The sequence below is a fragment of the Amycolatopsis sp. NPDC051045 genome, from assembly GCF_040682955.1.
GTDB lineage: Bacteria > Actinomycetota > Actinomycetes > Mycobacteriales > Pseudonocardiaceae > Amycolatopsis.
The window spans coordinates 240,148-260,312 of record NZ_JBFBCC010000002.1 but is presented as its reverse complement, the minus strand read 5'-3'; the positions used below and the strand labels follow the sequence as shown (position 1 = coordinate 260,312).

At 69.7% G+C, this 20,165-nt stretch carries 14 protein-coding genes; 3 read left to right on the top strand and 11 right to left on the bottom strand.

Features of this window, described 5'->3' with window-relative positions; translation table 11 throughout:
• The 4 genes from fxsT to AB0M80_RS05275 all read right to left on the bottom strand — a co-directional run bounded on the left by fxsT (position 1) and on the right by AB0M80_RS05275 (position 7,881).
• On the bottom strand, positions 1–4,200 hold the full coding sequence (fxsT, locus tag AB0M80_RS05290; protein WP_364559172.1) for an FxSxx-COOH system tetratricopeptide repeat protein: 4,200 nt from the start codon (positions 4,198–4,200) through the stop codon (positions 1–3).
• 99 nt (positions 4,201–4,299) lie between these two features.
• Entirely contained in the window at positions 4,300–5,400 is a 1,101-nt protein-coding gene (locus AB0M80_RS05285) for a MoxR family ATPase (protein ID WP_364559169.1), read from the bottom strand.
• Positions 5,384–6,877 (bottom strand): hypothetical protein, encoded by a 1,494-nt coding sequence (locus tag AB0M80_RS05280; protein WP_364559166.1) that lies wholly within the window; start codon positions 6,875–6,877, stop codon positions 5,384–5,386. Before AB0M80_RS05280 ends, AB0M80_RS05285 begins: the two co-directional genes overlap by 17 nt.
• 77 nt (positions 6,878–6,954) lie before the next feature.
• On the bottom strand, positions 6,955–7,881 hold the full coding sequence (locus AB0M80_RS05275) for a hypothetical protein (protein WP_364559163.1): 927 nt from the start codon (positions 7,879–7,881) through the stop codon (positions 6,955–6,957).
• A 160-nt stretch (positions 7,882–8,041) separates the two neighbouring features.
• Between AB0M80_RS05275 and AB0M80_RS05270 the strand changes: the two genes are divergently transcribed.
• The 3 genes from AB0M80_RS05270 (at position 8,042) to AB0M80_RS05260 (ending at position 11,885) form a co-directional block, all read left to right on the top strand.
• The gene (locus AB0M80_RS05270; protein WP_364559160.1) at positions 8,042–9,262 is read left to right on the top strand and encodes a low temperature requirement protein A; all 1,221 of its coding nucleotides are present in this window, start codon (positions 8,042–8,044) and stop codon (positions 9,260–9,262) included.
• 100 nt (positions 9,263–9,362) lie between these two features.
• Positions 9,363–10,658: an acyl-CoA dehydrogenase family protein gene (locus tag AB0M80_RS05265; RefSeq protein WP_364560344.1), complete on the top strand. Its 1,296-nt coding sequence runs from the start codon at positions 9,363–9,365 to the stop codon at positions 10,656–10,658.
• Between the two features lie 21 nt (positions 10,659–10,679).
• The gene (locus tag AB0M80_RS05260) at positions 10,680–11,885 is read left to right on the top strand and encodes an acyl-CoA dehydrogenase family protein (RefSeq protein WP_364559157.1); all 1,206 of its coding nucleotides are present in this window, start codon (positions 10,680–10,682) and stop codon (positions 11,883–11,885) included.
• 34 nt (positions 11,886–11,919) lie between these two features.
• Here the strand turns inward: AB0M80_RS05260 and AB0M80_RS05255 are convergent, their stop codons facing one another.
• The 7 genes from AB0M80_RS05255 to AB0M80_RS05225 all read right to left on the bottom strand — a co-directional run bounded on the left by AB0M80_RS05255 (position 11,920) and on the right by AB0M80_RS05225 (position 20,100).
• Positions 11,920–12,984, bottom strand: coding sequence for an alpha/beta fold hydrolase (locus tag AB0M80_RS05255; protein ID WP_364559154.1), 1,065 nt, complete (start codon positions 12,982–12,984; stop codon positions 11,920–11,922).
• A gap of 112 nt (positions 12,985–13,096) precedes the next feature.
• On the bottom strand, positions 13,097–13,945 hold the full coding sequence (locus AB0M80_RS05250; protein WP_364559151.1) for an SDR family oxidoreductase: 849 nt from the start codon (positions 13,943–13,945) through the stop codon (positions 13,097–13,099).
• Positions 13,946–14,004: 59 nt separating this feature from the next.
• Complete coding sequence (locus AB0M80_RS05245) at positions 14,005–14,517, bottom strand: GNAT family N-acetyltransferase (RefSeq protein ID WP_364559148.1); 513 nt, start codon at positions 14,515–14,517, stop codon at positions 14,005–14,007.
• A gap of 9 nt (positions 14,518–14,526) precedes the next feature.
• Complete coding sequence (gene map, locus AB0M80_RS05240; protein WP_364559146.1) at positions 14,527–15,291, bottom strand: type I methionyl aminopeptidase; 765 nt, start codon at positions 15,289–15,291, stop codon at positions 14,527–14,529.
• A 53-nt stretch (positions 15,292–15,344) separates the two neighbouring features.
• Positions 15,345–16,499, bottom strand: coding sequence for an acyl-CoA dehydrogenase family protein (locus AB0M80_RS05235; protein WP_364559143.1), 1,155 nt, complete (start codon positions 16,497–16,499; stop codon positions 15,345–15,347).
• On the bottom strand, positions 16,496–18,481 hold the full coding sequence (locus AB0M80_RS05230) for a biotin carboxylase N-terminal domain-containing protein (RefSeq protein WP_364559140.1): 1,986 nt from the start codon (positions 18,479–18,481) through the stop codon (positions 16,496–16,498). The genes AB0M80_RS05235 and AB0M80_RS05230 overlap by 4 nt, the downstream gene beginning before the upstream one ends.
• 5 nt (positions 18,482–18,486) lie before the next feature.
• Positions 18,487–20,100, bottom strand: coding sequence for a carboxyl transferase domain-containing protein (locus tag AB0M80_RS05225; RefSeq protein ID WP_364559138.1), 1,614 nt, complete (start codon positions 20,098–20,100; stop codon positions 18,487–18,489).
• Positions 20,101–20,165 lie beyond the last annotated feature (65 nt).

Below are 20,165 nucleotides of genomic sequence, written 5' to 3'. Positions count from 1 at the left end.
TCACAAGGGCAGCGGGTCGATATCGCAATCCGCGCGGAAGCCCCTCCAAGCGGCGACCACACCGGGGTGGTCCTCACCGAGGACGAGCCGATATCGGGCGAGTACCTCGGCGTAGGCCGCCTCCACCCCCGCGAGCTGCCCTGCCGCCCGGAGGTCGAGCACGCGGTTGAAGCGCGCGGCGAGGGTGATCGGGTGATCGACGCCGAGTACGCGCTCGGCCCGGGCCAGAATGTCCGCGCCGAGCTCCAGAGCAGCCTCGGTTTCCTGGAGTGCGGCAAGGTCGCTGGCGAGGTTGACACCACAGACGAGCGCGCTGGGGTGGTCCGGGCCGAGCGTCTCCCGGAACTGGGTCAGCGAACGCTCGTCAAGGCTCTTCGCCGCCGGGTCACCGGCCAGCCGGAGGGTGACGGCGAGATCGACCGCGGCGGCTGTGGTGTGCGGGTGGTTCTCCCCCAGGTTCAGCCGGTACCGCTCGAAGATCTCCTCGCCCAGCTCACGCGCGCCCGAAAGATCGCCCGCGTACCTGAGGTCGATCGAATACCCGAGCGCGCAGGCCATCACGTTGAAGTTGTCCTTGCCGTACCGCTGCTCGAACCGTTCCAGCACTTCCGCGGCCAGCTCCTTGGCGGCTTGGTAGACGCCGGCCTTGCGCCGGGACACCGCGAGGTAGGCGAGTCTCCTCAGCGTCTCGGCGTTGTTGTCGCCGAACATCTTCCGGACGCGGTCGGCGATCACCTCGTGCTCCCGGCGGGCCCACTGGTACCGTCCGGCTTCGCGCTGGCCGATGATGAGGCCCATCAGCGAACTGAGCGTCTCGGCGTGGTCGTAGCCGAGCACTTCGATCTGCCGCCGGTAGTTGGCTTCGTCGAGTGCGACGCTCTCCCGGAAATTCCCGCAGAGCCGCAGGCTGGTGCCGTGGATTCGCGCGGCACGCAGGGTCGCCGGGTCATCCTCCCCGAACAGTGCCTTGGACTTGCGGTAGACGTCCTCGGTCAAGTCACGGGCCGCCATGAAGTCGCCCTGCGCGCTGAGGTCGCCGGCGACGGCGATCTGCGCGGCCAAGGTCTCTTCACTGTCATCACCCGAGATCCGCCGCCGCGTCTCGAGCGTCGTCCGGTTGATCTGCGCGGCGTCGGCGTAGCGACCGGTCACCCAGTAGTAATAGCCGAGACGCTCTGCCGCCTGCACGGTCTGCGGGTCGTCCTCGCCCAGCCGGTCCCGCCATTCGCGCAGCGCCAATTCGGCCAGTCGAATAGCTTCGTCGTGGTCACCCCACAGGTAGAGGAAACTCATGAGATTGAGCACCAGCTGACGCGCCCATGGGTCGTCGCACTCCACGATTTCAGCGGCGTAGGCGTGCGGGAGTACCTCTTGGTAACGCGGCCACTGCTTCGATGAAGCCGGGTCGTTCGGATCCAAGTTGCTGAGCAGGAGGTGAGCGCCGTGCCGCATTTCGGCCCGCCGCTCGGGCGTCATCCTGTTGCGCAACACGAGCTGGACCAGCCGATGGACGATCAGGGTGTCACTGCGGTGGTCGATCTTGGCCAAACCGTAACGGTTGATGTCCCGGATGGCCTTGGACAGCTGAACCGGGTCACGCAGGGCCGAGTCGAGCTCAGGTGAGACCGTGACTCCGCGGACGCCGGAAAAGATCCAGCGCGAAATGGGTTCGGGAGCGAAGAACGCACACACCTGCAGCAGCTGGTGCGCGGCCGGGTTGCGGTTCCTCAGATCGTCGAACGCGACGTTCCAAGCCGCCGCGACCGGCAGCTCGTAGTCGGCCGACGCGGACGTGTCCAGGATCTCCGCGACCTTCTCGTCGAACAACCGCAGGTACTCGTGGACCGGCATCCCGGTTTCCGCACGCCAGGCCGCCGCCTGCTCGATCGCCAGCGGCAGGTCGCCCAGCTTCTCCGCGAGCCGGTCGGCGTCGGCCTCGTCGATCTCCGGGCCACGCCGGTGCAGCAGGTCGAGGCTTTCGGCCCGCGAGAACACCTCGACCTCGATCGGCCGGGCGACGCTGGTCCAGTCCGGGTTCCTCGTGGTGACCAGGATTTCCCCGGACCCGTTGGTGGGAAAGAACGAGCGGACCATTCTGGGGTCCTCGGCCGAGTCGAACACCAGCAGCCACCGCCGGTAGGGCAGTCCGGTGCGCAACGCCTCACGCACGGCCGGGACCGCGGTATCGGCCTCACCTGACCCGGGTAGGCCGAGCTGACGGGCGAGTTCGGTGAACGCGGCCCGGATCTGCGTCGGGTGCGTGGCCTGGATCCACCAGACGATGTCGTAGTCGGCCAGGTGGCTGTAGATGTACTCGACGGCCATCTGGGTTTTCCCGATACCACCCATTCCGTGCAGTACCGAGGGCAGCACCACGTGCGCATCGGCGGGCGCACGTTCCGCGAGCCGCTCGAGGAGTTCGCGGCGGCCGGTGAATTTGGGATTGCGCGGCGGGATGTTACCCCAGATAGCGGGCACTTCGCGCCTCTTCTGGTATTCCAAAGGCGGCTCGGGCCTCATCGCAGTCACGAGCTCACCATAGCTCTCCGCGGAATCACGATTTTCCGGGTCCGACAGTTTTGCTGCTTCCGGGAATTGCCGGGAAGAATCTCGCTCGATCGAGCTAATTCTCAGCGCACGGGACGCATAGGGGCCGCTCAAAGCCCGCATGACCACTCGCTCGAGCGCGACGTCGCCGCCGACGTCCGTGCCCGGCGCGGGAACGGGCGTGCTGTCCGGCGCGTCGACGGCGGCCGAGATCCGGCTGAACGCGCCGAGGGAATCGCCGAACCGCACCGAGGTGGCCCGCATGACTTCGACGGTGTCCGACCTGCGCGCCCCGCTCAACAGGACCTGGCGCACCGAAACGGGAAAGTCGAAGGTCAAGGTGTCCGTGATCCGGTCGTCGTCGACGTCTCCGATCGGCGGCAGCAGACCGCTGTAGAGCACCTCCGCGAGGTGCTCCGATCCCGCTTCCGGCAGGAGCTCCGCCTGCACGAACTGCGCCACCGGGAGCGTGGCCGGTACCGCCGCGAGCATCTTGGCGAGCCGATGTGCGGGTGGCGAAGCCGTGCTGAGGAAGTACCGGACCCGTTCCTGCGCGGACACCTCCTCCCAGTCGTCGACGTCCGGTGCGGCATCGTCCGCGCCCGTACCGCCGAGCAGCACCCTGGCCATCACCGGCCCGGTGTGCTCGCCGCACACCAGCCGGGCCCACCAATCAAGCCAGCGCGGCCCCATCTCCAGCACCGGAACGGGCACCACGCCGTGCCGCGCGGAGGGCACCGGCCCGCCGTCGGCCCAGGCGTCCGGCAGCTCCAGGCCCCACCGGCGGTTCGGCGCCAACGGGCCGGGCACGCTCAACCTGGCTCTGCGAACCTCCAGTCCGCGCGTCCACAGCCGCTGCGGCAGCAGGTGCACCACCGCCGTCGGCATCACGGCCCCCCACTCGGCAAGCACCGCCGGGACCGCCCCGGTCCGCCAGAGTTCGCCCGCCCCGTCGGTCAGCACGAGGACCAGCCGGCGGCCGGCGGGGTCGATCAGCTCGGCCGGATCGCGGGGCTGCGACGTCGGCGCGTCGCCGTGCAGGACCGGCCTGGTGCGGGCGCCGTCGTCGGCCCGGGTGTCGAGCCGGCGGAACTGGACGGTCCGGAAGGCACCCAGCTCCTCGAGACCGGTCCGGAACGCCGAGACCGTGGCTTGCCACAGCCGCATGGACGGCGCCGTGTCGATCACGACGGTCAGATCCAGCCAGCGTTCGATGCCGGGCGCGGTGACCGGCAGCCAGAGCCCGTCCTGAGCCACCCGCTCCGCCGTGGCGACTTCGTCGAGAACGACCTCGCCCGCATCCCGGGACTCGACCTTGCGCTTGAGGGTGCGGAGGGCCCGGACGACGGCGGAGGGCTTGATCAACGCCGAACCCCTGATCGGAAGCGGTACCGCGGAGAGTGTGGCCACACCGGCCTGCCTGGCCTCCGGTCCCGGTTTCCGCGTCGCAGGCTGCACAGGTGCCGGGGCAGGAACCCGGGGAGTAGCCGTGTGCGAAGGCCCATCCGGTTTTTCGGCACCGGCCGAGAGGAACGAACTGTCCCGCGGCAGGACGTCCGCGGTCCGTTGTGGCTGCTCTTCCGGTACCCGGCCCCCGGTGACCATGGTCAGCCAAACGGCATCGGCCAGGTCCCGCCAGTCAATGCCGGACATCCTCGGCACCCCCGTCCGGTTCCCTCGTGTGCCGCGGCCGGCCGGATTCACCCTTCCAGCGCGTGCTCCGGCAGCGGCGGAACAGCCCGGCCCGCCGCGTCATCGCACTGCTGAATTCAACTGCCGCCACAGCGCGTCCATCAAGCGCGGCCACGCGACACCGTCCCTGGAGTAGGCACCGGACGTGGCCAGGTAAACGGCGTCGAGCAGTTTGTCGGCCGGCAGGCCGTCACCGCCTTCCGCGCTGCGGCGGACGAACTCCTCGATCAGTTCCCGGCGGGCGTCGCCGTCTGCTTCGAGCAGGTGCGCGACCACCATCGCGGCGAGCTGCTCGGCGTCGGGTTCCGGCATCTCCAGCCGGAGGCAGCGGCGGAGAAAGGCCGGCGGGAACTCCCGTTCGCCGTTGCTGGTGATGATGACGACGGGGAACGCCCGGCAGCGCACCCGGCCACCGATCACGATGGCCGAGCCGTCCGGGTCGTCGGTGAACACAGCGAGTTCGGGCGACCGATTCCGAATCCGCTCCAGTTCGGGAATGGGGAATTCCGCGTCCTCGAATATGCCGAGCAGGTCGTTGGGCAGATCGACCTCGCTCTTGTCCAGCTCGTCGATCAGCAGCACCCTGGGCAGCCGGCGGGGCAGCAAAGCGGTGCCGAGGACGCCCAGCCGCAGGAATTCCCCGATCGGTGGTTCTTCCACGGAGGCACCGGGCTCCCCCGCCACCGCGAACCGGGCGCCGGCCGCCTGCACGCGGCCGATCGCGTCGTACTCGTAGAGACCGGACTTCAACGTGGTGCGGCTCGTGATCGACCACCGCAGCACGCGGCCCAGGCCGAGTTCTCGCGCGATCCGGTAGGCCAGGGTGGATTTCCCGGTACCGGGCCGGCCGGTCACCAGCAGAGGACGCCGCAGGAACAAGGCGGCGTTGACCATGTCGAGCTCCGCCGCGCTGACTCGTTGCCCGGAACGGTGGTGTGCCTGGCCGAGCCGCCGGACCGCTTCGCCGTCATCCGGCGGAGGCTCGTCGAGTTCGGGCAGCGGGCCGCCGTCGAAATCACGCCAAGGCGGAGGTGGTGGCAGGACTTCCGCCAGATCGATGTCCTCGATCAGGCGGCCGGTTCCGCGGTAGATCCACCATTCGGGATCGACCAGCCGGGGGACGTCCGCGACGGATGCCGGCTCTTCAGGAGGCTTGCTCACGTTCATCGACGATTTCCTCCCGCCGTCGCGAATGGCCTGCCTGCCGGTCGAAATGCACCAAGCGACTCGGGTCGTCCCACAATACCACCAAATCTCGCATCACATTTTCGAACGAGGGGCCTGAATCTTGCCGCGTCGGGCGTCGCGCGTCTTTGACACGCATCGCCAAGTCCCCGATTCCTTCACCGGCGGTGAACTCCGCCACCAATTCCCTGAGCGTTTCCGATGCCACACGAGGATGCCAGAGTACCGCCGGAACTCCCGAGCGCAAGGCCGCCGTCAGGCTGTCCGCGCCCGTGCGCGGCTCCGGTGACGGCGCCGCATCGAGGACGACCAGCGCCCATTCCGGTTCACTCAGAACGAGATCGAGATCGGAGCTGTCGTCACCGTTCTCGAAGAACACCCGGGCGCCGGCCGGGTCGGCCATCAACGCGTCCCAGTGCATGTGCCACAGGCGGTGCCAATGACGTGAATTCATCCGCTCGAGGGAACGGACCACGATCACGTAGTCGACCGACAGCGGCCGCGGTGCTCCCGAGTCGTACTCCCGGTGCCAGCGGTGCACCGGGAGGTTCAACAACGCTCGCGGCAGCACGAATTCGAGGGCGACAGTGCCGCGATGTTCGGACCAAAGCCGCTCCGCGCCGACCACGAGGCGATCCACGTGCCGTTCGAGATCGGCGGCGAAGACGAGTTCGGAACCGCCACACGGCGGCGGCCACTCCCCCGGATCCTCCTGGCACCAATGGGACACGAGGTAGCGGCCGGCGTCGATGGCGTCGTGCTCGACCACGATCATCAGGTGCAACCGGGCATTCTCCGGTTGCTCCTGAGCAGCGGCCGCCCGGCGGGCGAGCAGCGCGGACTCGATGCGGAGCCGCCGGGCCTGGAAGTCGTTCCACTCGGTCAACCTGCCGCTCAGCCGCCCCCCGATCCGGTGGGCGACGAGTTCGAGGAAGGCGAACGCCGGCGGCACCCCGTCGGATCCGGCGTTGAAGTCCGCGAGGTAGAAGAACGCCTCCCACGCATTGGGCACCTCGGGTGGTCGCGGCATTCCCGGGCCGCCCGCGCGGCGCATCAGCGCACTCAGCCCCGGGAACACGACCCCGGCGAGCCACTCCCGCAGCCGGTCCTGCTCGGCCGGCGGAAGCAGGTCGAGCACCCGGGGCCGTTGCACCAATTGGTGGATCCGCTCGCATTCCGGCGACCCAGGGCGCATGAAGCCGACGACGTAGGCGAGCGCGAGCATGCCCCCCTCGTACCGCGAGCAGGCGCTGACCACTTCGATCAGCTGGCTCCGGCCGGTGGCGTGCTGCGGGATGGCGAGTTCGACGTCGAGGGTCTGGCTGATCAGCCGAATCATCAGGGAGCGGCCGGTCACGTCGTCCGCGAGCCCGGCCTCGGCCAGCACATCGACCACCGCCTCGCGGATCACGTGGGCCGGCACCGGGCGCAACAGCTCCTCTGCATGGCGCACCTCCCATTCCGGCCGGCCTCACGCGAGCAGCACGATTTTACCCGGCGGACGGGAAGTCCTCCGCTGCCGAAAAGCGGTCATTTGCGGTCGATCGCGCGCCAGCGGGCCACTTGATCGCTCAATCGGCGCACCGGTTCCGACCCGGGCTCGAGCATCTGGATGGCGATCACCAGCTCAGTCAGTCCTCCCGGGTAACGCGCGCAGGTGCGCACGAGTTCGACAACGTGCAACCGGGTCTGCGAATGGTGCGGCACCATCGCCCGGATCTCCGGCCGGAGCCAGCTCAGCAGCACACGCCGGGTGCCTTCCTCCGCAACCGACGGGATGGTCAGCAACAACTCCGTCAGCTCCCAGATCCGGTCGAGGGAAAGCTCTGTCCCCCCGGCCTCCCTGCGCACGCCGTTGACGGGAGGCGTGGACACCGCCGCCCCGGGAAGCGGCGCGAGTCCGTTCGGCGCCACCGCGCCGAGCAGCCGAAGCCAGGCATCCGCGGCGGTTTCCTTCACCCGCACCGGAATCCGCTGGTAAGAATAGGGAACCGCGGCAGGATCGTGGACGACCACGTCGTGGTAGAAGCCGTCCGACACGATCAGCGCGAGCATGGCGCCCGACTCCTTCAACGCCCTCTTCGCTTCCGGCGCATCGAGGATCCGGAAGGCGAAGCTCGTCGCCTGGCTCACGGTGCCGTGGCTCGCTTGAAAGACTTCGCCCGCGTGCAGCGCGACACGGAGCTGAACGTTGGCTTCGTCGACGTGGACGGAGTTGTAGCGACGGAGCTCGGCGAGCAGGGAATCCGGGAACCGGGCCACGAGGCCGGCCTTGGCCACCGACACGGGCAGCTGGATCATCGCGCCGTCACCGGTGTTCTCCTTGAAGCAGTCGTCCCAGGGAATGCCGACCGCGGCGAACGACGCGCGCAACAGGTCCCAGAATCCCTCGTGCACCGCCAACTGGTGGGTCGTCGTGCGCTTCGGGTCGTTGTACCCGGCGATGTCGACGGCCATGATCGTCTTGTGCTGTGCGGCTGGGTCCCCGGTCAACGGACCTCCCCATTACTCGGCGGATCCATTGTCACAGGTTCAGCGCTGCCCGGCCAAGCTCGCGCGGTGAGGACCGCCATGGTGTCCACTTTGTGCGAAAAGCTGTCCAGGGACTGTCCTTGACATGCGAAGATTCGGCGTGCCCACGAGACGCCTGCACCTGGTGAGCGCGGATGAGGACCACCGCGTCTCGACCATCGAACTGTTCTTCGACCTGGTCTTCGTCTACGCCATCACCCAGACCACCCAGCTGATGGCCGACCACCTCAGCCCCGTCGGCGTCGGGCAGGGGCTGGCCATGCTCGCCGTTCTGTGGTGGTGCTGGTGCAGCTACGCCTGGCTCGGCAACACCATCCACGTCGACCACGGGATCGCCCGGCTGGCGATGTTCGGGGCGATGGCGGTGATGTTCCTGGTGTCGCTGACCATTCCCGAAGCCTTCGCCGACCACCCCGGCGGGTTGTTCGCGCCCGCGCTGTTCGTCGTCTGCTACGCGCTCGTGCGGCTGCTGCACCTTTTGGCCTACTTCGGTGCCGCGCAGCACGATGCCGGGTTGCGCCGGGTGCTGCTCAAGATGTTCGTCGGGCTGCTGCCGAGTGTCGGGCTGCTGGCCGTGGCCGCGTTCCTGACCGGGCCGTGGCAGCTGGGGCTGTGGGTCGTCGCGCTGCTCGTCGACTACCTGAACGTCTACTTCGCCGGGCCGGAGGGCTGGCGGCTCAACGCGCCCGCGCACTTCGCCGAGCGGTTCGGGCTGATCACGATCATCGCGCTCGGCGAGTCGATCGTGGCGATCGGCATCGGGATCGGCGCGCTGCCGATGTCGTGGCTGATCGCGGGTGCGGCGGTGTGCGGGCTGGCGCTGGCCGCGGGAATGTGGTGGACGTACTTCGACGTCGTCGCGCGCGTGTCCGAGCACCGGCTGACCCAGGCGACCGGGATCGAACGCGCGAAGCTCGCCACCGACTCCTACACGTTCCTGCACCTGCCGCTGATCGCCGGCATCGTGCTGGTCGCCCTCGGCCTGAAGAAGGCCTTCCTCTACATCGCCGACACCGAGCACCACACGCCCGGCGAAGCACTGCACGGCGTGCCGATCTGGACGCTGTCCGGCGGCCTCGCGCTCTACCTGATCGCGCTGAGCGCCCTGCGCAGGCGCAACCTCGGCAGCTGGAACCACCAGCGGCTGATCCTCGGCGTGCTGCTGGTCGCCGCGACGCCGTTGCTGGAACACGTGCCCGCCGCGGTGCTGCTGCTGATCTTCGCCGCCCTGGTGCTCGGGCTCATCACCTTCGAGCGGCTGCGCTTCGGGGAGTGGCGCAAGCAAGTGCACACCGCTCACTCGTGATTGAACCCGCACTGGCGCGATCCCGGCCGCCAGGTTAACCTACTCGCGAGTAGGTAATGGGATGGAGGGCCACATGGCTGCGCCAAGGAAACGGGACGCGATGGGCTGGGGTCTGTCCGCGCTGACCCGGCTGGCCGGGAGCAAGGTCGTCGATCGGGCCGGGCTGCGCAAGCCCATCGAGGGCCTGGTCACCGCGGGGACCCGCAACGGCTTCCGCGTCGCCGGCGCGGCGACCCGGTCGTTCAAGTCGGTGCAGAAGCTGGGCAAGCCCGCCCGGCTCGCTCCGGCGGCCGATACCGGGCTGTTCGACCTCACGCCGACCGAGGACCAGCAGCTCATCGTCGAAACGGTGACGGAGTTCGCCGCCGAGCAGCTGCGCCCGGCCGCCGCGGACGCCGACGCCAAGCTCGAGGCGCCCGAGGGCCTGCTGAGCCGGGCCGCCGAACTGGGCATCAGCCTGGTCGGCATCCCCGAGGAGCTCGGCGGCGTCGGCACGGAACGCTCGGTGGTGACCAACGCGCTCGTCGCGGAAGCGCTTGCGCACGGCGACCTCGGCCTGGCCGTGGCCGTGCTCGCGCCGTCCGCGGTGAGCACCGCGCTGGTCAGCTGGGGCGACGAGCAGCAGCAGGCCGACTACCTGCCCGCGTTCACCGGCGAGCACGTCCCGGCCGCGGCGCTGGCGCTACAAGAACAAAAGGCGCTGTACGACCCGTTCAAGCCGGCGGCGAAGGCGCGTCGCACCCCGAAGGGCTACCAGCTCGACGGCGTGAAGGCGCTGGTCCCGCGCGCGGCGCAGGCGGAACTGTTCATCGTTTCGGCCGACCTCGAAGGCCGCGGCCCGGCGTTGTTCCTCGTCGAGTCGTCGAGCGCCGGCGTGTCCATCGAGGCCGAGCCGGCGATGGGCCTGCGCGGCGCCGGGACCGGCAAGCTGCACCTGGAGAACGTGGCGCTGCCCGCGGGCGCGCTGCTCGGTGGCGGGAAAGCGGACGTCTTCGCCGAGGTCGTGCGGCTGTCGCGGCTCGGCTGGGCGGCACTGGCCGCCGGGACCGCGAAGGCCGTCCTCGACTACGTCGTGCCGTACGTCAACGAGCGGACCGCGTTCGGCGAGCCGATCAGCCACCGGCAGGCGGTGGCGTTCTCCGTCGCCGACATCGCGATCGAGCTGGAGGGCCTGCGGCTGGTGACGCTGCGCGCCGCGGCGCGGGCCGAGCAGGGCAAGTCCTACGCCCGCGAGGTCGCACTCGCGCGGAAGCTGGCCGTGGACAAGGGCATGCAGATCGGCAGCGCGGGCGTGCAGCTGCTCGGCGGGCACGGCTTCGTCAAGGAGCACCCGGTCGAGCGCTGGTACCGGGACCTGCGGGCCATCGGCGTCATGGAAGGCGCCGTCCTTCTCTAGGTTTCGGAAAGGCTTTGCACCATGATCAACCTGGAAGTCCCCAAGAAGGCCGGCGCGCTGATCAACCAGGCGTACCAGGCCGCGGCCGAGGTGTTCCGGCCGATCTCGCGCAAGTACGACCGCGCGGAGCACACCTACCCGGCCGAGCTGGACATGTTCGCGGCGCTGCTGGACGGGCTCAACTCCTCCGGCGAGGGCGGCGCGGGCGCGGCGGGCGTGCGGCGGTCCGGTTCCGACAAGAACGAGAAGGGCAACCGCAACGGCGCCAACCTGAACGTCGTCCTCGGCACGATCGAGATGTGCTGGGGCGACGTCGGCCTGCTGCTGTCGATGCCGCGCCAGGGCCTCGGCAACGCGGCTATCGGCTCGGTGGCCACGGACGAGCAGCTGGAGCGCTTTTCCGGCATGTGGGCGGCGATGGCGATCACCGAGCCGAGCTTCGGCTCGGACTCGGCGGCGGTCAGCACGACCGCCCGCCTCGACGGCGACCACTACGTCCTCAACGGCGAGAAGATCTTCGTGACGTCGGGTGAGCGCGCGGACGCGGTGGTCGTCTGGGCGACGCTGGACAAGTCCAAGGGCCGCGCGGCGATCAAGTCGTTCGTGGTCGAGAAGGGCACGCCGGGCTTCGAGGTGGTGCGCACCGAGCACAAGCTCGGCATCCGCGCGTCCGACACGGCGGTGCTGCGCTTCGAGAACTGCCGCGTGCCCAAGGAGAACCTGCTGGGCACGCCGGAGATCGACACGAAGAAGGGGTTCGCGGGCGTCATGCAGACGTTCGACAACACCCGTCCCCTCGTGGCGGCGATGGCGATCGGCGTGGCCCGCGCCGCTCTCGACGAGACGCGCCGGATCCTCACGGAAGCCGGGGTCACGATCGACTACGACCGCCCGGCGAACAGCCAGCACGCGGCCGCGGCGGAGTTCCTCCGCCTGGAAGCGGACTACGAGTCGGCGTACCTGCTGACGCTGGAATCGGCGTGGATGGCCGACAACCGCAAGCCGAACTCGCTGCAGGCGTCGATGGCGAAGGCCAAGGCCGGGCGTTCGGTGGTGGAGATCGCCCTGAAGTGCGTCGAACTGACCGGGGCGTACAGCGAAGAGTCGCTGCTGGAGAAGTGGGCGCGGGACGCGAAGATCCTCGACATCTTCGAGGGTACGCAGCAGATCCAGCAGCTCATCGTTGCTCGCCGGATCCTGGGGAAGACGAGCGCCGAACTGAAGTGAGGGCCGCTGAAGGCCACCCCGGCCGGGGTGGCCTTCAGCGCGTTCCGGAGATCTGGTCGTCCAGGAACTCGTCCAGGTACCGCCAAGTGGTGGCCCGCGCCTTGCGACCGGTCAGAACGCCCAGGTGCCCGCCCGGGGCCGTCTTGAAGCGGACCTCCGGGGCCTTGTCCAGCAGCTCCACCACGCGCTCCACCGACGGTCGAGGCGCGATCGTGTCGTTCTCGCCCGCCACCACCAGTGTCGGCACTCGGACCGATGACAGCGAAATGATGCGGCCGTTCAGGTCCACCTTGCCCTCCGCCAGGTCGTTCGTGCGGAACAGGCGGTGGTACAGCTGGCCGAACGTGCGGCCCGGGTAGGCGTACATGTTGCTCATGAAGTGGTCGACCGCTTCGATCTGGGCCAGGTAGTCGCGGTCGTCGAGGTGGGACAGGATCGCCAGTGGCTTGGTGATCTCCTTGCTGATGCCCGTCGCGCGGAACACGCGGCTGACCAAATAGGACGGTGCGCCGCCGAACACGCGATAAATGGGCGTCAGCAGGTGGCCGTTCGTCAGGTCGACCAGGGGGCGGAACGGCGCCACGATCGGGATCGCCGTGAAGTCCACCGGTGAGCCGATCGCGGTGATCGACGCGATCGGGAGGTCCGGGCGGTCGGCGTTCACCAGCAGCGAGAAGATCCCGCCGAGCGACCACGACACCAGGTGGACCGCCTGGCCGCCCGAATCGAGGCTCACCTTGCGGATCGCGCGCGGCAGCACCTCGTCGATCCAGTGCTCGATGCCCAGGCGCCGGTCGGAGAACGCCACCATGCCGTAGTCGACGAGGTAGGTGTTGCGGCCGCCCTCGATCAGGTGCTCGATGAGGCTGCAGCCGCGGCGCAGGTCGAAGCAGATCGCCGGCGCGGCGAGCGGCGGCACCAGCAGGATCGGCGGTCCGGACACCGTCCCGCCGCTGTGCGTCATCCGGTACAGCGAACGGTTGGGCCCCTGGTCGACCAGCACCCGCGGCATCGGGCGCAGGTCGGCGACGCCGCCGTGCAGCACCTTGCCGACCACGTTCGATGCCGCGGCGGCCAGCCGTGCGGGTGGTGAAGCCATTGCTCGTGCCTCCTGAACGCGGACTCGGAGGCAATCTTGCCGGGCGGAGCGGGCGGACTCAACATCGCCACACCAGCAAGCACCCGGCAAGCACGTCCAATTCGGACAGTCGCTAGTCCGTCCGAGTTACCCCGGGCCCGCTCTCCGCGGCCCGCGCTTCGTAGGCCGCCCGGACCGGGGAATCTGCCGCTGAAGCCAAAAGCCGGTCCGCCTTCAACGCCCGCGCGAGCGTCTCGCCCGCCCGCCGGGGCAGCAGCCGCGTGAGCTTGCCCATAGTGCCCAGCGACCGGGGCACGAAAACGTCGAAACGAGGCTTGCGCAGCGTGGATACGATGGCGTCGGCCACCTCTTCCGGCCGCACCGACTTGAACATCTTCGCCTCGCCGAGGCCGCTCGCGAGCTCCGTCCGCACGATGCCCGGCATCACGCAGGAGACGTGGACGCCGCTGCCGTGCAGCTCCAGGTGCACCGCCTCGGACAACCCGACGACGGCGTGCTTGGTGGCGCAGTAGGTCGCCGCGCCGGGGAAGCCGGCCTTGCCCGCGAACGAGGCGACGTTGACGATGTGCCCGCTGCGCCGCGGCCGCATCCGCTTCACCGCCTCGCGCGTGCCGTGGATGACGGCGTGCACGTTGATCTCCAGCTGACGCCGGGTCGTCGCGTCGCTCTCGGCCTCGAGCTCACCGAGCGGCATGATCCCGGCGTTGTTGATCAGCACGTCGATCCGGCCGTGGCGGCGTTCGACCTCGTCGAGGAATTCCGTGAAGCCGCGGATGTCGGTGACGTCCAGGGGCAGCGCCTCGGCGCCCAGCTCGCCGGCGGTCTTCTCGGCCCGGACCTGGTCGAGGTCGCCGATCACCACCTTCGCGCCCAGGCGGGACAGCGCCGACGCGGTCGCCGCGCCGATCCCCTGCCCGCCGCCGGTGATGACGACGACCTTGCCCGCGAGCTCCTCGGCCATGGCGACTCCTTGGTCTGTTGACACCGCGCCAACAGTGTCACCCCAGCCGCCGGATCGCGCTACCCCACGCGCTGCTCCAGCACCTGCCCGACCCACTCGTCGACGGCGAACTGAACCGTCGGCTTGAAGCCCTGGCTCTCGTAGTACCGCTGCAGCCCGCCGTCACCGCCGGCCCAGCAGTCGACGCGCACGAGATCGATGCCGCGCCGCCGCGCCTCGTCGAGGGCGTACTCGACGAGGCGCCCGCCGACGCGCCGCCCGGTGAACCGCCGCGACGTGATCAGCAGGCGGATGTACAGCTCGCGCTCGTCGACCGCCGGCACGTGCGGGTCGTGTTCCTCCGAGACGATCAGCGCGCCGGCGGGCTCGCCGTCGACCACCGCGATGCGCAGACCCGGGTCCGCGGCCATGCCCTTGACCCCCTCGACGCGCTTCGGGACGCGGCTCCACGGCTCGGTCCCCCACTGCTTCGAGCTACCGCGGGCGACCAGCCATTCGACGGCTTCGTCGAAGAAGCGCAGCAGCGTGTCAACATCCCCGGAATCACCCGAGCGGATGACGGTGTTGTCCATCCCCCCTGTTTACCGCACGGTGAGCACGCGCGGGCCGTCTTCGGTGATCGCGACGGTGTGCTCGACGTGCGCGGCCCGGCTGCCGTCGGCGGTGAGGATCGACCAGCCGTCCTCGGCGTACCGGTAGGCGTCGCCACCCCGGGTGAGCATCGGCTCGATCGCCAGCACGAGCCCCGGCTTGAGGCGCATCCCCCGGCCCGGGCGGCCCTCGTTCGGCAGGTGCGGGTCCTCGTGCATCGCGCGGCCGATGCCGTGCCCGCCGTGGTCGTCGAGCATGCCGTGCCCCTGCGCGCGCCCGGCGACGCCGACGGCGTGGGAGATGTCGCCGAGCTTCGCACCCGGCTGCGCGGCGGCGATCCCGGCTTGCAGGGCCCGCTCGGTGGCCGCGATGAGCGCGAGGTCGGCGGGGTCGGCGTCGCCGACGACGAAGCTGATCGCCGCGTCGCCGTTCCAGCCGTCGAGAACGGCACCGCAGTCGATGCTGACCAGGTCGCCGTCCTGGAGGCGGTACGCCGTCGGGATCCCGTGCACGACGACGTCGTTGACGCTGGCGCACAGGACGTTGGGGTAGGGCATCGGCGCCGACCGGGGCTGGTAGTGCAGGAACGACGGTTTCGCCCCGGCTTCGCCGATGACCTGCGCGGCGACCTCGTCCAGCTCACGCAGGGAGACGCCGATGGCGGCGGCCTCCTTGACCGCCTGCAGCGTGTTCGCCACCACTCGCCCGGCTTCGCGCATCATCGCCAGCTCGGACTCCGTTTTGATCTCAACCATGACGATAACTATACCGGTATAGTTATCGCTGTCGAGTGGGGGACGCCCGCGGCTCAGCCGACCCCGAGGTGCCGCGAGATCAGCATCTTCTGGACCTCGCTGGTCCCCTCGCCGATCTCCAGGATCTTCGCGTCGCGGTAGAAGCGGCTCACCGGGAACTCGTTCATGAACCCGTAGCCGCCGAAGATCTGCGTCGCGTCGCGGGCGTTGTCCATCGCCGCGTTCGAGGCCACCAGCTTCGCGATCGACGCCTCCTTCTTGAACGACTCGCCGCGCAGCATCTTCGACGCCGCCTGGTAGTACGCCAGGCGGGCCGTGTGCGTGCGGACCTCCATGTCCGCGATCTTGAACTGGATCGCCTGGTACTCGCCGATCCGCTTGCCGAACGCGACGCGGTCCTGCACGTAACGCAGGGACTCGTCCACGCACCCCTGTGCCAGGCCCACCGAGAGAGCGGCGATCGCCACCCGACCTTCGTCCAAAATGGACAGGAACTGGGCGTACCCGCGGCCCCGGGCGCCGATCAGGTTTTCCGCCGGAATGCGGACATCCGAAAAGGACAGCTCGTGCGTGTCCGAGCAGTTCCAGCCGACCTTGGAGTACTTCGGTGCCACCGCGAAACCCGGCGTGCCGGACGGGATGAGGATCGCCGAGATCTCCTTGCGGCCGTTCTCCATCACGTCGGTGACGGCGGTGGCCGTGACGAACCGGGTGATGTCCGTGCCCGAGTTCGTGATGAACGCCTTGCTGCCGTTGACCACCCACTCGTCACCGTCCAGCGAGGCGCGCGTGCGCGTCGCGCCCGCGTCCGAGCCGCCGCCCGGTTCGGTCAGGCCGAAGCCGCCCAGCGCCGTGCCCGCGCACAGGTCGGGGAGCCACTTCTCCTTCTGCTCCTGGGTCCCGAAGCGGTAGATCGGCATCGCGCCGAGAGAAACGCCGGCTTCGAGCGTGATCGCCACCGACGAGTCGACCCTGGCCAGTTCCTCCAGCGCCAGGCACAGGGCGAAGTAGTCGCCGCCCATGCCGCCGAACTCCTCGGGGAACGGCAGGCCGAACAGGCCCATTTCGCCCATTTTCGCGACGATGGCGTACGGGAACTCTTCCTTCTCGTACAGCTCGCCGATGACCGGCGCGACTTCGGCGTGCGCGAAGTCCTCGACGGTCTTGCGGAGGGCCTCGTACTCCTCGTCCAGGCGGAAGTCGATCACTGCTGCTCCTCTTGGGGCGTGACTACGGCAAGGGTTTCGTCCAGCGCGACCTGTTGGCCGGCCCGGACGGGGAGTTCGCTGACCACGCCGTCGATCGGCGCGGTGACCGTGTGCTCCATCTTCATCGCTTCGACCACCAGCAACGGTGTCCCGGCGCGCACCACGTCCCCGGCCGCCACCTTCACCACGAGCACCGTGCCCGGCATCGGGCTGGTGACCGGGCCCGCCCCGGCGGCCTCGCCGCGCGACGCCAGCACGAACTCCTGTTCCCCGAAGGGGAAGCTGAGCCCGTCGCGCGCCAGCCAAACCGTCCGGTCCGGACTGCAGGCCTGGCGGTAGCGGTGGAATCCGCCGGCGTGCCGGATTTCGAGCACGTCGCCGTCGCGCCGCGCCGACACCTGAACCGGCTCGGCGTCGTCCACCAACACCGTCGCGGCCGAAGGCGTGCCCTGCACCCGAACCACGGCCTTGCCGGCGCCGGACTTCAGCCGGAACGTCACCCCGCCGGAGCCACCTATCCGCCAGCCGTCCGGCACGTCCCACGGGTCCACCACGGGCCCGGACGGCTGCAGCTCCAGGAACCGGTCCAGCGCGGCCGCGACGAAGAACTCCGCGGGCACGTCCGACGAGACCAAGGCGGACAGCTGCCGGTCGACCAGTTCGGTGTCGAGCCGGCCGGCGCGGACGTCGGCGTCGGCCAGCAGCCCGCGCAGGAACGCGGTGTTCGTGCCGATGCCCAGCACCGCCGTGTCGGCCAGGGCCAGGTCGAGCCGGTGCAGCGCCGCCGCGCGGTCCGGCCCCCAGGCGATCACCTTGGCCAGCATCGGGTCGTAGTTCGAGCCGACCACCGCACCCGGCGTCATCCACGAGTCGACGCGGACGCCGTCGCCGGACGGCTCGTGCACCGCCAGCACCGTGCCGCCGGTCGGGATGAAGCCGCGCGCCGGGTCCTCGGCGTACACCCGGGCTTCGACGGCGTGGCCGTTCAACACCACATCGTCCTGGACAAGGGAAAGCCGCTCGCCCGCCGCCACCCGAACCTGCCACTCGACCAAGTCGAGGCCGGTGACGAGCTCGGTCACCGGGTGCTCGACCTGCAGCCGGGTGTTCATCTCCATGAAGAAGAACTCGTCCGGGGTCTTCGCCGACATGATGAACTCGACGGTGCCCGCGCCGACGTACCCCACCGAGCGCGCGGCCTCGACCGCCGCCGAGCCCATCTTCTCGCGGGTGACCTCGTCGAGCAGCACCGACGGCGCTTCCTCGATGATCTTCTGGTGCCGCCGCTGCAGGCTGCACTCGCGTTCGCCGAGGTGGATGACGTTGCCGTGCGTGTCGGCCAGCACCTGGATCTCGATGTGCCGCGGCGTCGTGACGAACCGCTCCACCAGCAGCGTGTCGTCGCCGAACGAGCCCTTGGCCTCGCGCCGCGCGGACTCGATCGCCGCCTCCAACTCTTCGGGGGCGTGCACCAGCCGCATCCCCTTGCCGCCACCACCGGCGGACGGCTTGAGCAGCAGCGGATAGCCCACCTTCGCGGCGGCTTCCGCGAAGCCACCTTCTGGAATGTCCACATCGGACGTGCCGGGCACGACCGGGACGCCGGCCTTCGACACCGTCGCCTTGGCGCGGATCTTGTCGCCCATGGCGTCGATCGCCGCGACCGGCGGGCCGATGAACACCAGCCCGGCGGCCTCGCAGGCCCGCGCGAACTCGGCGTTCTCCGCCAGGAAGCCGTAGCCGGGGTGCACGGCCTGCGCACCCGACGACACGGCAGCGTCCACGATGGCCGGAATCGACAGGTAACTGCGGGCGGCCTCCGCCGGGCCGATGCGCACCGCCGTATGCGCCTCGCGGACGTGCCGCGCGTCGGCGTCCGCGTCGCTGTACACGGCGACCGCGCGGATGCCGAGGGCGCGCAGCGTGCGGATGACCCGGACCGCGATTTCGCCCCGGTTCGCGACCAAAACTGAGTCGAACATGCCCCTCACATCCGGAAGACGCCGTAGTTGACCTCGGACAGCGGTGCGTTGGCCGCGACCGAGAGGGCCAGACCGAGCACCGTGCGGGTGTCCGCCGGGTCGATCACGCCGTCGTCCCACAACCGCGCGGTGGAGTAGTACGGGCTGCCCTGCGCCTCGTACTGCTCGCGGATCGGGTCCTTGAACGCCTCTTCTTCCTCGGCCGACCACTCGCCGCCGCGGGCTTCGATCGAGTCGCGGCGGACCGTCGACAGCACCGACGCCGCCTGCTCGCCGCCCATCACCGAGATCCGCGCGTTCGGCCACATCCACAGGAACCGCGGCGAGTAGGCCCGGCCGCACATCGAGTAGTTGCCCGCTCCGAAGGACCCGCCGATCACGACGGTCAGCTTCGGCACCCGCGCGCAGGCCACCGCGGTGACCATCTTCGCGCCGTGCTTGGCGATGCCGCCCGCCTCGTACGCGCGCCCGACCATGAAGCCGGTGATGTTCTGCAGGAACAGCAGCGGGATCGAGCGCTTGTCGCACAGCTCGATGAAGTGCGCGCCCTTCATCGCCGACTCGGCGAACAGCACGCCGTTGTTCGCGACGATGCCGACCGGGTGGCCGTGGATCCGGGCGAACCCGGTGACCAGGGTGGCGCCGTACTCCTTCTTGAACTCGCCGAACCGGCTGCCGTCGACGATCCGCGCGATCACTTCGCGCACGTCGTAGGGCGTGCGCGGGTCGGTCGGCACGACGCCGTACAGCTCGGCCGGATCGACGGCGGGCGCTTCGGTCGCCACGACGTCCCACGGGCGCGGCGCCCGCGGACCGAGCGTCGAGACGATCGACCGGACGATCCGCAGCGCGTGCGCGTCGTCGTCGGCCAGGTGGTCGGTGACGCCGGACTGGCGGGCGTGCACGTCGCCGCCGCCCAGTTCTTCCGCCGTCACGACCTCGCCGGTCGCGGCCTTCACCAGTGGCGGACCGCCGAGGAAGATCGTGCCCTGGTTCCGGACGATCACGGCCTCGTCGCTCATCGCCGGGACGTACGCGCCGCCGGCGGTGCAGGAGCCGAGCACCGCGGCGATCTGCGGGATGCCCCGTGCGGACATCGTCGCCTGGTTGTAGAAGATCCGGCCGAAGTGTTCACGATCCGGGAAGACCTCGTCCTGCCGGGGCAGGAACGCGCCGCCGGAGTCCACCAGGTAGACGCACGGCAGGTTGTTGTGCAGCGCGACCTCCTGGGCGCGCAGGTGCTTCTTCACCGTCATCGGGTAGTACGTGCCGCCCTTGACGGTGGCGTCGTTGGCGACGACCACGCATTCCCGGCCCGACACCCGCCCGACGCCGGTGATGATGCCCGCGGACGGCGCTTCGTCGTCGTAAAGGCCGTTGGCCGCCAGCGGCGACAGCTCCAGGAACGGCGAACCCGGGTCCAGCAGCGTGTCGACGCGGTCCCGCGGCAGCAGCTTACCGCGCTCGACGTGCCGGGTGCGCGCCTTCTCCGGCCCGCCGAGCCGGGCGCTCGCCAGCCGTTTGCGGAGGTCTTCGACCAGCTCCGCGTGGGATGTGGCGTTGCGGGCGTAGGCCTCGCTGTCCGGGGCAGCCGAAGTCCCCAGTGCCGGCGTGTCCATGGGCTCCCTCGAAGTTAGCAGTCGTTAACCTCCGGTGCGATGTTAGCGACCGCTAACGTGGGTGT

Coding starts and splice junctions, on each gene's coding strand:
- fxsT (WP_364559172.1), bottom strand. CDS start 4,200: ATGTCCGGCATTGACTGGCGGGACCTGGCCGATGCCGTTTGGCTGACC.
- AB0M80_RS05245 (WP_364559148.1), bottom strand. CDS start 14,517: ATGGACAACACCGTCATCCGCTCGGGTGATTCCGGGGATGTTGACACG.
- AB0M80_RS05275 (WP_364559163.1), bottom strand. CDS start 7,881: ATGGCCGTCGACATCGCCGGGTACAACGACCCGAAGCGCACGACGACC.
- AB0M80_RS05250 (WP_364559151.1), bottom strand. CDS start 13,945: ATGGCCGAGGAGCTCGCGGGCAAGGTCGTCGTCATCACCGGCGGCGGG.
- AB0M80_RS05255 (WP_364559154.1), bottom strand. CDS start 12,984: ATGGCTTCACCACCCGCACGGCTGGCCGCCGCGGCATCGAACGTGGTC.
- map (WP_364559146.1), bottom strand. CDS start 15,291: ATGGTTGAGATCAAAACGGAGTCCGAGCTGGCGATGATGCGCGAAGCC.
- AB0M80_RS05230 (WP_364559140.1), bottom strand. CDS start 18,481: ATGTTCGACTCAGTTTTGGTCGCGAACCGGGGCGAAATCGCGGTCCGG.
- AB0M80_RS05265 (WP_364560344.1), top strand. CDS start 9,363: ATGGGCTGGGGTCTGTCCGCGCTGACCCGGCTGGCCGGGAGCAAGGTC.
- AB0M80_RS05260 (WP_364559157.1), top strand. CDS start 10,680: ATGATCAACCTGGAAGTCCCCAAGAAGGCCGGCGCGCTGATCAACCAG.
- AB0M80_RS05270 (WP_364559160.1), top strand. CDS start 8,042: ATGCGAAGATTCGGCGTGCCCACGAGACGCCTGCACCTGGTGAGCGCG.
- AB0M80_RS05225 (WP_364559138.1), bottom strand. CDS start 20,100: ATGGACACGCCGGCACTGGGGACTTCGGCTGCCCCGGACAGCGAGGCC.